Annotated in this window: 12 protein-coding genes and 1 other RNA gene; 6 read left to right on the forward strand and 7 right to left on the reverse strand. The window is 67.1% G+C overall.

The genetic code is table 11. The features are described 5' to 3' along the window. Positions 1-176: 176 nt before the first annotated feature. The 6 genes from urtA to urtE all read left to right on the forward strand — a co-directional run bounded on the left by urtA (position 177) and on the right by urtE (position 5,400). Positions 177-1,421 (forward strand): urea ABC transporter substrate-binding protein, encoded by a 1,245-nt coding sequence (urtA, locus tag ACYJP6_RS10485; RefSeq protein WP_459474924.1) that lies wholly within the window; start codon positions 177-179, stop codon positions 1,419-1,421. Positions 1,422-1,481: 60 nt separating this feature from the next. Beyond that, positions 1,482-1,557: non-coding RNA, sX9 sRNA (locus ACYJP6_RS10490), on the forward strand. A gap of 66 nt (positions 1,558-1,623) precedes the next feature. After that, positions 1,624-2,541: an urea ABC transporter permease subunit UrtB gene (gene urtB, locus ACYJP6_RS10495; protein WP_309761875.1), complete on the forward strand. Its 918-nt coding sequence runs from the start codon at positions 1,624-1,626 to the stop codon at positions 2,539-2,541. 10 nt (positions 2,542-2,551) lie between these two features. Beyond that, entirely contained in the window at positions 2,552-3,712 is a 1,161-nt protein-coding gene (gene urtC / locus ACYJP6_RS10500) for an urea ABC transporter permease subunit UrtC (protein WP_459474925.1), read from the forward strand. Next, positions 3,709-4,473 (forward strand): urea ABC transporter ATP-binding protein UrtD, encoded by a 765-nt coding sequence (gene urtD / locus ACYJP6_RS10505; RefSeq protein ID WP_459474926.1) that lies wholly within the window; start codon positions 3,709-3,711, stop codon positions 4,471-4,473. The genes urtC and urtD overlap by 4 nt, the downstream gene beginning before the upstream one ends. A gap of 237 nt (positions 4,474-4,710) precedes the next feature. Further along, positions 4,711-5,400 (forward strand): urea ABC transporter ATP-binding subunit UrtE, encoded by a 690-nt coding sequence (urtE, locus tag ACYJP6_RS10510; protein WP_459474927.1) that lies wholly within the window; start codon positions 4,711-4,713, stop codon positions 5,398-5,400. Between the two features lie 395 nt (positions 5,401-5,795). Here the strand turns inward: urtE and ACYJP6_RS10515 are convergent, their stop codons facing one another. From ACYJP6_RS10515 to ACYJP6_RS10545, 7 genes are all read right to left on the reverse strand, one after another. Next, entirely contained in the window at positions 5,796-7,034 is a 1,239-nt protein-coding gene (locus ACYJP6_RS10515) for a Zn-dependent hydrolase (protein ID WP_459474928.1), read from the reverse strand. 12 nt (positions 7,035-7,046) lie between these two features. Further along, complete coding sequence (locus tag ACYJP6_RS10520) at positions 7,047-8,222, reverse strand: amidase (RefSeq protein ID WP_459474929.1); 1,176 nt, start codon at positions 8,220-8,222, stop codon at positions 7,047-7,049. Positions 8,223-8,250: 28 nt separating this feature from the next. After that, positions 8,251-9,246 carry an ABC transporter ATP-binding protein gene (locus ACYJP6_RS10525; protein WP_459474930.1) on the reverse strand — a complete coding sequence of 332 codons (996 nt, stop codon included), beginning with the start codon at positions 9,244-9,246 and terminating at the stop codon, positions 8,251-8,253. Then, positions 9,239-10,312, reverse strand: a complete 1,074-nt coding sequence (locus ACYJP6_RS10530) for an ABC transporter ATP-binding protein (RefSeq protein WP_459474931.1) — start codon at positions 10,310-10,312, stop codon at positions 9,239-9,241. Before ACYJP6_RS10530 ends, ACYJP6_RS10525 begins: the two co-directional genes overlap by 8 nt. Continuing rightward, a complete protein-coding gene (locus ACYJP6_RS10535) occupies positions 10,309-11,202 on the reverse strand; it encodes an ABC transporter permease (RefSeq protein WP_058784481.1) in 894 nt (297 codons plus the stop codon). Before ACYJP6_RS10535 ends, ACYJP6_RS10530 begins: the two co-directional genes overlap by 4 nt. Before the next feature lies 1 nt (position 11,203). Then, on the reverse strand, positions 11,204-12,157 hold the full coding sequence (locus ACYJP6_RS10540) for an ABC transporter permease (protein ID WP_459474932.1): 954 nt from the start codon (positions 12,155-12,157) through the stop codon (positions 11,204-11,206). A gap of 86 nt (positions 12,158-12,243) precedes the next feature. Further along, positions 12,244-13,917 carry an ABC transporter substrate-binding protein gene (locus ACYJP6_RS10545; RefSeq protein ID WP_459474933.1) on the reverse strand — a complete coding sequence of 558 codons (1,674 nt, stop codon included), beginning with the start codon at positions 13,915-13,917 and terminating at the stop codon, positions 12,244-12,246. Positions 13,918-13,960: the final 43 nt, after the last annotated feature.

Raw genomic sequence — 13,960 nt, forward strand, 5'->3', positions numbered from 1 at the left:
CGCGAGACAGAGCATGCCCCAGGGCGTTGCAGCGGGCTGTACGTCAGATGACGTAGGCCCTTACGTCATCCTGCGTATGTTCCTGGGCGGCACCGGCGCCCCATCCTTGCTCCGCAGCGAAAACCCGCAGTCCTGGCCACCAGGGACGAACGGCAATCACCTAGAGGAGCGAGAAGATGCACAGATCATCGGGCGTGAAATCCAGCCTTCCCCGGCGCCTGGCGCTGGGCGCCGCGGCGTGGTCCCTGCTGGCGGCCAGCGTGTTCAGCCAGGGCGTCATGGCGGACGCCGCCAATACCACCGGCCTGGCGGTCACCGACACCACGGTCACCGTCGGCCAGTTGCACTCCGCCACCGGTACCATGGCCATCTCCGAGACCGGTGCCATCCAGGCCGAGCGCCTGGCCATCGAGCAGATCAACGCCCAGGGCGGGGTGCTCGGCCGCCAGGTCAAGATCGTCCAGGAAGACGGCGCCTCCGACTGGCCGACCTTCGCCGAGAAGGCCAAGAAGCTGCTCGAGGCCGACAAGGTCGCCGCGGTGTTCGGCTGCTGGACCTCGGCCTCGCGCAAGGCGGTGCTGCCGATCTTCGAGAAGGACAACGGCCTGCTCTACTACCCGACCTTCTACGAGGGCCTGGAGCAGTCGAAGAACGTCTTCTACACCGGCCAGGAAGCCACCCAGCAGATCCTCTCGGCGCTGGACTGGCTGGCCAAGGAGAAGGGCGCCAAGACCTTCTACCTGGTGGGCTCGGACTACATCTGGCCGCGCACCTCGATGAAGATCGCCCGCAAGCACATCGAGAACGTGCTGCACGGCGAGGTGGTGGGGGAGGAGTACTACCCGCTGGGCGGCACCCAGTTCGGCTCCCTGACCAACAAGATCAAGCTGAAGAAGCCCGACGTGGTCTTCGCCGCGGTGGTCGGCGGTTCCAACGTGGCCTTCTACAAGCAGCTCAAGGCGGCCGGCATCACCTCCGCCAAGCAGAACCTGCTGACCCTCTCGGTGACCGAGGACGAGATGCTCGGCATCGGCGGCGAGAACATGGCCGGCTTCTACTCCTCGATGAAGTACTTCCAGACCCTGGACAACCCCAACAACAAGACCTTCGTCGAGGCCTTCAAGGCCAAGTACGGCAAGGACGCGGTGATCGGCGACGTGACCCAGGCCGCCTACCTCGGGCCCTGGCTGTGGAAGATGGCGGTGGAAAAGGCCGGCAGCTTCGACGTCGACAAGGTGGTCGCGGCCTCGCCGGGCCTGGAACTCAAGACCGCGCCGGAAGGCTACGTGAAGGTGCATGACAACCATCACCTCTGGAGCCGCTCGCGCATCGCCCAGATCCAGCCGGACGGCACCTTCAAGGTGGTCTACGAGTCGCCCGAGCTGATCGAGCCCAACCCCTTCCCCAAGGGCTACCAGTAGAGCGACTGGCAAACCTACTGCGCGTCCGCCAGGCGGGCGCGTGCAGTGCTCGGAATCCTCATGTACCGCTCGTACACTGCGGTTCCTGCGCGCCGCCCGCACCCGCCTGACAACCGCTCGCTACGTTTTGTCAGCCGCTCTAAGCCGTGTCTGACCGGGGCCGCCCACGCGGCGGTCCCGCCCACCTCCGCGGGAGAGTCTCATGGAAAGCTTATCGGACTTCGGCGCGATCGCCGTGATGCAGGGCTTCAACGGCCTGTCGGTGTTCTGCGTGCTGCTGCTGATGGCGCTGGGCCTGGCGATCATCTTCGGGCAGATGGGGGTGATCAACATGGCCCATGGCGAATTCCTCGCCGTCGGCGCCTACACCACCTATGTCGTGTCCACGCTGATCCAGCATCATTTCCCCGCCTTGCAGCCCTATTACTTCTTCTTCGCCATCGTCCTGGCCTTCTTCGTCGCCGGCGCCATCGGCTGGCTGGTGGAATGGGCGATGATCAGCCGGCTGTATCAGCGGCCGCTGGACACCCTGCTGGCCACCTGGGGCCTGTCGCTGATCCTGCAGCAACTGTTTCGCTCGGTATTCGGCGCTCGTGAGGTGAGCGCCGAGATGCCGGAATGGCTGATGGGCTCCTGGAGCCCGACCGCCAGCATCGACATTCCCAAGAACGGCCTCTTCGTGATGGCGGTGACGGTACTGCTGACCATCACCCTGTTCCTCATGCTGTACCGCTCGCGCTGGGGCCTGCAGGTCCGGGCGACGGTGCAGAACCGGCTGATGGCCCGTGCCGTGGGCATCAATACCCGGCGGGTGGACCGTATGACCTTCGCCCTGGGCTGCGGCGTGGCCGGGGTGGCCGGCGCGGCCTTCACCACCATCGGCTCCATCGGCCCCACCGCCGGCTCGCTGTACATCGTCGATACCTTCCTGGTGGTGGTGTTCGGTGGCGCGGCCAGCCTGCTCGGCACCATCGCCTCGGCCTTCGGCATCGCCCAGGCGCAATCGCTGCTGGAGTTCTTCCTCTCCGGCTCCATGGCCAAGGTGCTGACCCTGTCGGCGGTGATCCTCATCCTGATGCTGCGGCCCCAGGGGCTGTTCTCGGCAAAAGTCCGCAAGTAGGGAGCGCGAGATGAACAAGGCAATCGACAACCTGCTCGGCGGTCGCCAGGGCGCCCTTGGCCTGCTGGTGCTGGCCGTGCTGATCCTGGTGGTGTTCCCGCTGGCGCTGGATACCTTCCGCCTCAATCTGGTCGGCAAGTACCTGACCTATGCCTTCGTTGCCGTGGGCCTGGTGCTGTGCTGGGGCTATGGCGGCATCCTCAGCCTCGGCCAGGGGATCTTCTTCGGCCTCGGCGGCTACTGCATGGCGATGTTCCTCAAGCTGGAGGCCTCGGACCCGGTGAGCACCAAGATCCAGTCCACCCCCGGCATTCCGGACTTCATGGACTGGAACCAGATCACCGAACTGCCGTGGCTCTGGCAGCCGTTCCACAGTTTCGGCTTCACCCTGGTGGCGGTCGTCGTGGTACCGGCGCTACTGGCCTTCATCATCGGTATGGCGATGTTCAAGCGGCGGGTCGGGGACGTCTATTTCTCCATCGTCACCCAGGCCATCGCCGCCATCCTGAGCATCCTCATCATCGGCCAGCAGGGCCTCACCGGCGGGGTCAACGGCATCACCGACCTGAAGACGGTACTGGGCTGGGATATCCGCCCGGACAGCGCCAAGGTCACCCTCTATTTCATCAACGCCGGCCTGCTGTTCGCTTGCATCCTGCTCGCCCGCTTCGTGCTGGCCTCCAAGCTCGGCCGGTTGCTGGTGGCCATGCGCGACAAGGAAGAGCGGGTGCGCTTCTCCGGCTACGACGTGGCCAGCTTCAAGATCTTCGTGTTCTGCGTGGCCGCGGCCTTCTCGGCGGTGGGCGGGGCCATGTTCGCCCTGCAGGTGGGTTTCATGTCGCCGTCCTTCGTCGGCATCGTGCCCTCCATCGAGATGGTGATCTTCGCCGCCGTCGGCGGGCGCCTGTCGCTGCTCGGCGCGGTGTACGGCACCCTGCTGGTGAATTTCGGCAAGACCTACTTCTCCGAGTCCTTCCCCGAACTCTGGCTGTACCTGATGGGCGGGCTGTTCATCGCGGTGGTCCTCTACTTCCCCAATGGCCTCGCCGGTCTGTGGAAGAGCCATGGCCTGCCCCTGATCGCCCGCCTCAGACGCCAGCCGGCCCGCACCGTCGCCGCACCGGCCAAGCCCACCGCTGCCAAGCCATCCCCGCTGGAGACTACGCCATGAACACCAGTCCCGTCGGTTTCCAGCTGGCCAAGCCGGTGCTGGCCATCGAAGGCCTGACCGTCTCCTTCGACGGCTTCAAGGCGGTGAACGACCTCAACCTCTATGTCGACCGCAACGAGGTGCACGTTGTGATCGGCCCCAATGGCGCCGGCAAGACCACGGTACTCGACCTGATCTGCGGCAAGACCCGCGCCACCGCCGGCAGCATCGAATTCAACGGCCGCGAGCTGACCAAAATGAAGGAATTCGACATCGTCCGTGCCGGCGTCGGTCGCAAGTTCCAGAACCCCTCGATCTACGAAAACCTCACGGTGTTCGAGAACCTGGAGATGTCCTATCCGGAAGGCCGCAAGGTGTTCGGCGCGCTCTTCTTCAAGCGCAGCGCGGCAGTGGTCGCCCGGGTAGCGGAGGTGGCCGAGCAGATCTTTCTCGCCGAGCTGCTGCACCAGCAGGCGGACCTGCTCTCCCACGGCCAGAAGCAGTGGCTGGAGATCGGCATGCTGCTGATGCAGGACCCGGAACTCTTGATGCTCGACGAGCCGGTGGCGGGCATGAGCGTGTCCGAGCGGTCCCAGACCGCCGAGTTGCTAAATCGCATCAGCCAGGGGCGCTCGGTGCTGGTCATCGAACACGACATGGAGTTCGTCAAGAGCATCGCCCATAAGGTCACGGTGCTGCACCAGGGCAAGGTGCTGGCCGAAGGCAGCATGGAGGCGGTGCAGGGCGATCCCAAGGTCATCGAGGTGTACCTGGGGCACTGAAAACCTGTTCACGATCTGCTGCGCGTCGGCCAAACGGCGTTGAAAATGCCCTGGAAGGCCAGCCCCGTCGGAATGCTCGTTTACCACTCGTAAACTCGAGCGCGAGTCTGATCCGCTTCCTCAGGCATTTTCGCGGGGCCGCCTAGGTCTTGTTTGTCTCTAGCTCGCGAGATCGTGAACAGGTTTTGAGACCCCGGCTATCCCCAATTCACGCAGCCGATCACGGAGATCCCGGCCATGTTCACCATCCAGAACCTCGTCTCCGGCTACGGCCAGAGCCGCATCCTCCACGAACTCAGCCTGGACGTGGCGAAACAGGAAATCGTTGCCGTCATGGGGCGCAACGGCATGGGCAAGAGCACCTTCTTCCGTAGCCTCATGGGCATCCTGCCAAGCTGGAGCGGCAGCGTGTCAGTGGACGGGCAAGACGTATCGGCACTGGAAACCCACCAGCGGGTCGAGCGCGGCATCGCCTACGTGCCCCAGGGGCGGATGATCTTTTCCCACATGACGGTGCTGGAGAACATCCAGACCGGCCTGCCGGCCTCGGCCAGGGGCAGGGTGCCGGACGATCTCTATGCGCTGTTCCCGGTGCTGCACGAGATGCGCCAGCGCAAGGGCGGCAACCTCTCGGGTGGCCAGCAGCAACAACTGGCCATCGCCCGCGCCCTGGCCACCAATCCCAAGGTGCTGCTGCTGGACGAGCCGACCGAGGGCATCCAGCCCTCGATCATCAAGGACATCGCCCGCACCCTGAAGGAGATCCGCAGCATGCGGGACCTGACCATAGTAGTGTCCGAGCAGGTGCTGTCCTTCACCCTCGACATCGCCGACCGCTTCCTGGTGATCGAGAAGGGCCGCTTCGTGGTGGAGGAGACCCGTGACAAGGTCGACGAGGCGACCATCAGCCGCTATCTGTCGGTCTGAGAGGCTGTTCGTCGTCGCTGGTTCGTCACGCATTGATCGCCGGGCATGCCGGTGCGCCGTAGCGACCCTCCTACGGGTATCGGCTCGCCTATAGGAGCAACCGCCTTATCGCTATGGATACAACGGTAGCGTGGAAAACGGCGCAGCCTTTTCCACTGGAGACTTGGTGGCAAGGTGCCGCCCTCACCCCAACCCTCTCCCGAAGGGAGAGGGGGCTATCCGAGCCAGCGTTCAGGTCCATCAGTCCCGGCAAGATCGAGATAAACCGTCGTACCTCACCTGTAGGAACGGTCGCTACGGCGCACCGGCATGGCCGCGATAGCGAACGTCCGCTGTCCGCTTGCACGTGTGCTGTTTCGGACGATCGCTTCTGAAGCACAGCACGAGAATATCCCTCAGGACGCCCGGGCCAGCACCGCGTGCAGCAACACATTGGCGCCCGCGGCCAGGTGTTCCTGCTGGGCATCCTCCAGCTCGTTGTGGCTGATGCCGTCCTTGCAGGGCACGAAGATCATGGCGCTGGGCGCCACCGCGGCCAGATAGACGGCGTCGTGGCCGGCGCCGCTGACTACGTCCATGCTGGCCAGCCCCAGGGTGTCCGCGGCGCTGCGCACCAGCCCGATGCAGTCGGCATCGAAGTGACAGGGCTTGAAGTAGACGACCTGTTCCACGGCGACCTCCAGCCGCGCATCGCTGGCCATCAGCGCCGCGCAGCTGTCCCGTAGCGCCTGGTCCATGGCGGACAGCACTTCGTCGTCGAGGGCGCGCAGGTCGACGGAGAACTTGACCGTACCGGGGATGGTGTTGCGCGAGTTGGGCGACACCTGCATGAAGCCGACCGTGGCCCGCGCATGGGGGGCGTGGTCGAGGGCGATCTGGTTGATCCGCTGCACCAGCTGGGCGGCCGCCAGCAGCGCATCGTGGCGCTGGTTCATGGGCGTGGGACCGGCATGGGCCTCCATGCCGGTGACCACCACGTCGTACCAGCGCTGGCCGAGGGCGCCGGGAACCACGCCGATGGTCAGGTCGTGGGCCTCCAGGACCGGTCCCTGTTCGATGTGGGCCTCGAAATAGGCATCGAACATCCCGTTGGGCACCTCGCCGGGCGCCTGGCTGCCGGCGTAGCCGATGCGCGCCAGTTCACCACCCACGGTCAGGCCGTCGATGTCCTGTTGCAGCAACACCTCGTCCAGGCCGAAGGCGCCGCTGAACACGCCGGAGCCCATCATGACCGGGACGAAGCGCGAGCCTTCCTCGTTGGTCCAGGCCACCACCTCCAGGGGCGCGGCGGTGCGGATGCCGGCGTCGTCGAGGGTGCGCAGCACCTCCAGGCCGGCGAGGACGCCGAAGTTGCCATCGAACTTGCCGCCGGTGGGCTGGGTATCGATATGGCTGCCCATGGCGATGGCCCGGCGCGTGGGGTCGCTGCCTTCACGACGGGCGAAGATGTTGCCGATGGCGTCCACCCGTATGCCCAGCCCGGCTTCCTGGCACCAGGCCACGAAGAGGTCACGCCCCTGGCGGTCCAGGTCGGTCAGCGCCAGGCGGCAGACGCCACCCTTGGCGGTGCCGCCGATCTCGGCGAGGTGCATCAGGGACTGCCAGAGGCGGTCAGAGTTGATCTGCAGGGTCATGGGTAGCTCCAGTCAGGACAGACGCTGGCCGGTCAGGCGACGGGCCAGGGCGATGAGGGAGAGATCGCTGCCACGCGGGCCGATCAGCGACAGCCCCAGGGGCGCACCATCGACCTGCAGCAGCGGCAGGGAGAGTTGGGGACAGCCGGACAGCACCGACAGGCAGAGCAGGCGGATGGACAGGTTGCGGTAGTCCTCCAGCGCCTCGTCCGAGGTACTCAGCAGCGGCGCGACGTCCGGCATGGTCGGCAGCAGGAGCACGCCGTCCCGGCCGAGCAGCGCCTGGAAGCGTTCCGCGAAGTCCCCTGCCGTCTGCCTGGCGGACGCGACCTGGCCGTCGTCGAGGGTCTGGGCCCAGGCCACGCGCTCCTTCACGCCCGGACCGAGCTGCACCGGATGGCGCGAGAGGAACTCACCCTGGTTCTCCCAGACCTCGCGGCCCTGGATGTGGCGGAAGGCCCAGTAGAGTTCGTCCAGGGGCAGCACCGCGCCCTTGACCGGGGTCGGCAGCAATTCGAGCTCGTCCAGCAGGGCGCGGGTGGCCTCGCGGACGCTGGGGGTGACCAGGGCCAGGAGGTCGGTCGCCAGCAGCAGTCGCGGCAGCGCTGGCAGGGGGCTGGGATCCGCGCCGAGCAGCACGTCGCCGACCCGGGCGAAGGTGTTCAAATCGCGGGCGAACCAGCCGCAGGTATCGAAGCTGTGGGCCAGCGGCATGCAGCCGTCCAGGCTGACGCGGTCGTGGGTGGGACGCAAGCCGATCAGCCCGCAGTGGCTGGCCGGCGCCCGTACCGAGCCGCCGGTGTCGGTGCCGAGGGCGAAGTCGCACAGGCCGTTGGATACCGCCGAGGCCGAGCCGGAGCTGGAGCCACCGGGAATCCGCAGGGGTGCGGCGCCATTGCGCGGCGTGCCGAAGTGGGCGTTCTTGCCGGTCATGGAAAAGGCCAGTTCATCGGTGATGACCTTGCCGGTGAAGCGGGCACCGGCCTCCAGCAACTGCCGGACGACCGGGGCATGGCTGGACTTGAGTCCGGACGCGGCCAGCTTGTGCGGATTGCCACAGCCGGTGGGATAGCCGGCGACGTCGAAGAGGTCCTTGACGGCGAAGCTCAGGCCGCCGAGAGGGCCAGTGTCCGCGTGGGGCACGGGACTGGCGGGGTAGGGCAGGTAGCAGTGTGCGTGGGCGTTCATGGGGGCTCCGCAAGCGTTCGAACGATATTCAGTGAGGGGCGCTGGGCGGTGCGGTCTGCGCCAGTTGCCAGCAGGCCGCGCGGTGGCCGTGGCCGAGCGGGGTCGCCTCCGGCACCGCCTGGTGGCAGTGTTCCTGGGCCAGTCCGCAGCGCTCGGCGAAGGCACAACCGGGCGGTAGGCGGGCCAGGTCCGGCGGCGCGCCGCCGATGCTGTCCAGGCGCCTGCCCTTTTGCAGGGCGCCTTCGCTACGGCTTTTCAGCAGCGCCTGGGTGTAGGGATGGCGGGGTTGGGTCAGCAGCACGGCCGCTGGGCCTTCCTCGACGATGCGCCCGGCGTACATCACCGCCATGCGGTCGGCGACCTCCGCGGCGGCGCCGATGTCATGGGTGACGAAGACGATGGACAGGCCTAGCTCGCGTTGCAGCTCGCGCAGCAACAGCAGGATCTGGATCTGCACCGTGGCGTCGAGCGCCGTGGTCGGCTCGTCGGCCAGCAGCACCTGCGGATTGCAGGCCAGCGCCAGGGCGATCATGGCGCGCTGGCGCATGCCACCGGACATCTCATGGGGGAAGGCGTCGAGGCGACGTTCCGGGCTGGGGATGCGTACCCGCTCGAACAGCTGCAGGGCCCGAGCCCGGGCCTCGGCCTTGCTCAGCCCCTCGTGGCGGCGGATGGCCTCGCTGATCTGCTGCCCCAGGGTGTACACCGGGTCGAGGGCCAGCAGCGGCTCCTGGAAGATCATGGCGACGCGCTTGCCACGCAGCCGGGTCAGTGCCTTGCTGGATAGGGCCAGCACATCTTCCCCGGCGATCTGCAGGCCGCCGGCATAGCGGGTGGTCTTTTCCGGATGCAGCCGCATCAGGGCGCGCAGCGTTACGCTCTTGCCGGAGCCGGACTCGCCGATCAGCGCCAGCACCTCGCCCTGGCCGACCTCCAGGGACACACCGTTGACCGCCTGGATGCGCTTGCCCGGCGGGTGGAATTCCACGTGCAGGTCACGCAGCTGGATGAGGGCTTCAGACATGGCTTGCCTCCAGGGTAGGGGTGGCGGCCAGGACGTAGCCGGAGTCCGGCTCGTAACGCAGGCAGGCCACGCTGCGTCCCGGCTCGGTCTCGGCGAAGCGCGGCGCGCGCTGGGCGCAGACGGCTTGCGCATGTTCGCAGCGGGTATGGAAACGGCAGCCGGGCGGAGGCGCTATGGGATTGGGCGGATCGCCCGCCAGCGGCGCTTCTTCGGTCCGGTGCAGGGGATCGGTACTGGGCATGGAGCGCAGCAGTGCCCGGGTATAGGGATGCAGGGGCCGCTCGAACAGGGCCTCGGCCTCGCCCACCTCGACCACCTCGCCGAGGTACATCACCAGCACCCGGTCGGAGACGTAGCGCACCACATTGAGGTCATGGCTGATGAAGACGTAGGTCAACCCCAGCGCCTCTTTCAAATCCGCCAGCAGGTTCAGCACCTGGGCCTCCACCGACTTGTCGAGCGCGGAGACCGATTCGTCGAGGATGATCAGTCGCGGCTCCAGCGCCAGCGCCCGGGCGATATTGACGCGCTGCCGCTGGCCACCGGACAGCTCGTGGGGATAGCGCCCGGCGAAGCGACTCGGCTCCAGTCCGACCCGCGCCAGCAGGTCATGGGCGCGAATCAGGGACTCGGCGCGGGAAACGCCATGCACGCTCGGGCCGAAGGCGATGGAGTCCTCGATGGTCATGCGCGGATTGAGCGAGGCGTAGCTGTCCTGGAACACCATCTGGGTCTGCCGGCGATAGTCGCGCAGGGGCAACACCTCGCCGACGGTCTGGCCGTCGAACACCAGCTCGCCGCTGTCCTGGCGGGTAAGCTGCATCAGCAGCCGGGCGGTGGTGGACTTGCCGCAGCCGGATTCGCCCACCACGCCCAGGGTCTCGCCCTTGAGCAGGGTAAAGCTCACGCCGTCCACCGCGCGCACCGCCAGGCGTTCGCGCCGCAGGCTGAAGCCAGTCTTCTGCAAGGGAAAATGCTTCTTCAGGTCGCGCACGATCAGCAGCGGCTGGGCGGGGCCGCCGAGGTCGCGCCGGTCGACCGGGGCAGGAGCGGGAGACCGGTTCATTGCTTGACCTCCATGGCCGAACGCAGGCCATCGGCGAGCATGTTGAAGGACACCGAGGTGATGAAGATCAGCAGGCCGGGCAGGGCGGCGACCCAGGGCTGGCTGTAGATGGCGGTGCGCAGGGTATTGAGCATCAGCCCCCACTCGGGCTCGGGCGGCTTGACGCCGAGGCCGAGGAACGACAGCCCCGAGGCCAGGATCATCGACACCGAGATCAGGCTGGTGGCATAGACGAAGATGGGCCCTATCACGTTGCCCAGTACGTGCTTACGCACGATCAGCAGCGCCGAGGCGCCACTGGCCCGCGCCGCGTCCACGTAGTCGCTGCGCCGCACCGCGGTGGTCACGCTCTCGGCGATGCGGGCGATCTGCGGCACGAAGACGATGGTCAGGGACACCAGGGCATTGGTGATGCCCGCCCCCAGGGCGCCGGACAGGGCGATGGCCAGCAGCACCGAGGGAAAGGCGTAGAGCACGTCGATGCAGCGCATGATGACCGTGTTCAGCCAGCCACCGGCGTAGCCGGCGACGATGCCGAGGGTGCCGCCGAGGACGAAGGCCAGGATCACCGGGGCGATGCCCATGAACAGCGACAGGCGGGCGCCGAGGATCAGCCGCGAGAGCAGGTCCCGGCCGAGTTCGTCGCCGCCCAGCGGCAGCCCCGGCGTGCCGATGGGCTTGAGCCGCTTGAGCATCGAGGTGGCGAAGGGATCGTGGGGCATGATCCAGGGGGCGAACACCGCCATGAGGATCAGCAGCAGGATGATGCTGGCCGAGACCATCGCCAGCGGGTTGCGCACCAGCCGGTGCAGCACGTTGGCGAGGTGGCTGCGCGAGCGTGCGACACCGGGCGCGGCGGGGGTGAGGGACGTCTGGATGGCGGCGGTCATGTCAGCCTCGTTCGATACGGGGGTCGAGGACGGTCTGGAGGACGTCGACCAGCAGGTTCAGCATCACGAAGAACAGCGCCAGGATCAGGATCGAGCCCTGCAGCAGCGGCAGGTCGCGCTGGAAGATCGCCTGGTTGAGCAGGAAGCCGGTGCCGGGCCAGGCGAACACCGTCTCGATCAGGATCGAGCCGCCGAGCAGGTAGCCCAGTTGCAGGCCCACCACCGCCAGGGCGGTGGGCGCGCAGTTCTTCACCACATGGCGCAGCACCCCGCCTTCGCTCAGGCCGCGGGCGCGCAAGCCGATGACGAATTCCTGCGCCAGGGTGTCGGCCACCAGGGCCCGCACGGTGCGGGCGACGATGCCCATGGGGATGAAGGACATGGTCACCGCCGGCAGGATCAGGTACTGGACGTGGGCCCAGTCCCAGCGCCAGTCGCTGGATCCGCCCGGTCCGGCGCCGGTGGCCGGCAGCCACATCAGCTGGGCGGAAAAGACGATGACCAGCACCATGCCCAGCCAGTAGTTGGGCAGGCTGACGCCGATGACCGATACCAGCGAGGCCAGGCGGTCGGCCCAGGAGTTGCGGAAGTAGCCGGCGACGAAGCCGAACAGCGAGCCCAGGCTGAAGCCGATCAGGCTGGCGAGGAGGGCGATCATCAGGGTGTTGCCGACCGCCTTGAGCACCTCCCCGGTCACCGGTCGGCTGGTGGCGATGGAGGTGCCCAGGTCGCCGTGCAGGGCGCGCCATACCCAGCGCAGGAATTGCTCCGGCAGCGGTCGATCGAAGCCGTAGACCCTCATCATCTGCCGCTGCAGTTCGGCCGAGGCATCCGCGGGCAGGATGGACACCAGCGGATCGCCCGGTGCTATGTGCACCAGCATGAAACAGAGGAAGGCCACCCCGAGCATGATGGGGAGTGCATAGAGCAGACGGCGAAGCAGATAGCCGAGCATGGTGGTAAGCCTCCGGGCCTGTGCCTGCGGGAGTCCGTGCCGGCGAGGCACGGGGCTGACCGCCCCGGGGGGCGGTTCAGGCGGCGTCAGTCCATGGTCATGGTGGCGATGTCGATGAACCAGCTGCGGGGTTGCACCACATGCCCGATCTTCGGCGACAGGGCGCGCGGGCCGACGTCGTGGGCGACGAAGAGGAAGGGCGCCTCGTCGACGATGTTGGCGTGCAGTACGCCCAGGGCCTGGTTGCGCGCCTGTTCATCGAAGGACGTACGGGCCTTGGCGATGAGCTGGTCGGTCTGCTCGTTGGTGTAGTAGCCCCAGTTGTTGGAGACCGGCGGCAAGGCCTTGCTGCTGACGAAGCGCACCATGGCGAAGAAGGGATCCATGGTCGCCGCGCTGACGTTGGTCGCGTCCGCGCCGTGCGCCGCCGGGTCCTTGGCACCGAGGCGCCAGCTCGAATAGAGGGTGTTCCATTCCAGGACGTCGAACTGCACGTCGAAGAAGCACTGCTTGAGGTTTTCCTGGATGTACTCGTTCATCGGCAGCGGCTGCATCTGGCCGGAACCCGAGGCGGAGGTCTGCACCTTGATCTTGGCCGGGTGGTCGGCGGAGTAGCCGGCGTCGGCCATCAGCTTCTGCGCCGCGGCCACGTCGTAGCGGACTTGGAAGCTGGGCGAGCCCCGCCAGGGATCACCCGGCTCCACCACCCCGGTCGCCGGCTCCATCTGCCCGCTGAGCAGGGTCTTGAGTTCGTCCCGGTTCACGCAGAGGTTCGCCGCCTGGCGCACGCGCTTGTCATGGAACGGCGACTGCGGCAGCAGGGAGAACTGCCAGGGCCAGAGATGCGGCTGCAGGTTGGAATAGATCTTGTAGCCACGCGCCTTGATGGCGTCGAGGGCATCCGGCGCCGGCGCTTCGATCCAGTCCACCTGGCCGGACATCAGGGCGGCGGTGCGGGCGCTGGCTTCGGGCAGGGGCAGCAGCACCACGTGATCGATGTGCGGGCGGCGCTTGGGGTCCCAGTAGGCGGGGTTGGCCGCCAGCTCCAGGCGCTCGCGCGGGACGAACTTGGCCATCTTGAACGGGCCGGTACCGGAGGCGTCGGCGGCGAAGGCCGTCCAGGCCTGCTGGGCGCGTTGCGCCGGATCGGTCACGGCGGCCGGCACGGCGTCGAACTTGGCCTGCCAGTGGGTCGGCGAGGCCATGAACAGGTTGGTCAGGTTGTAGGGCAGGAAGGAGTCCGGCTCGGCGGTGGTGAGTTCGACGGTATAGGGGTCGATCACCCGGGCGGACCTCAGGGTCGGCATGCGCGAGGCCGTGACGCCGATCTGCGAGGGATCGTATTGCGGCGCCGTCTTGTTCAGCACCTTGTCGACGTTCCACACCACCGCCTTGGCATCGAAGGGCGAGCCATCGTGGAAGGTCACGCCTTGGCGCAGCTTGAAGATCCACTTGGTGTGGTCGTTGGGGTCGACCGACCAGGATTCCGCCAGGTCGGGGATGAGCACGCTGGGCTTGTCCGCCGCGCTGAGGTCCCACTGGGTCAGGCCGTCGTAGAGGGTGATACCGGTGAAGCGATTGCCCTCGTAGCCCTGGTCCGGCTGGCCCAGGGTGCGGGGGATGTCCCCGGCGGTCATGGCGATGCGCAGGGTCTTCTCCTGCGCTGCGGCCAGACTGCTGCCGCCGAGGGCGCAGGCCAGGGCGAGGGTCAGCCCGGCAAGCCGGGCAAGCGGCGCGGAACGGTTGGTGTCATCGCTCATCGGTATCCCTCATCGGTTGAAGTTGGCTGAGGGTGAAAAAGCA

It is taken from the genome of Pseudomonas sp. No.117 (genome assembly GCF_054558395.1).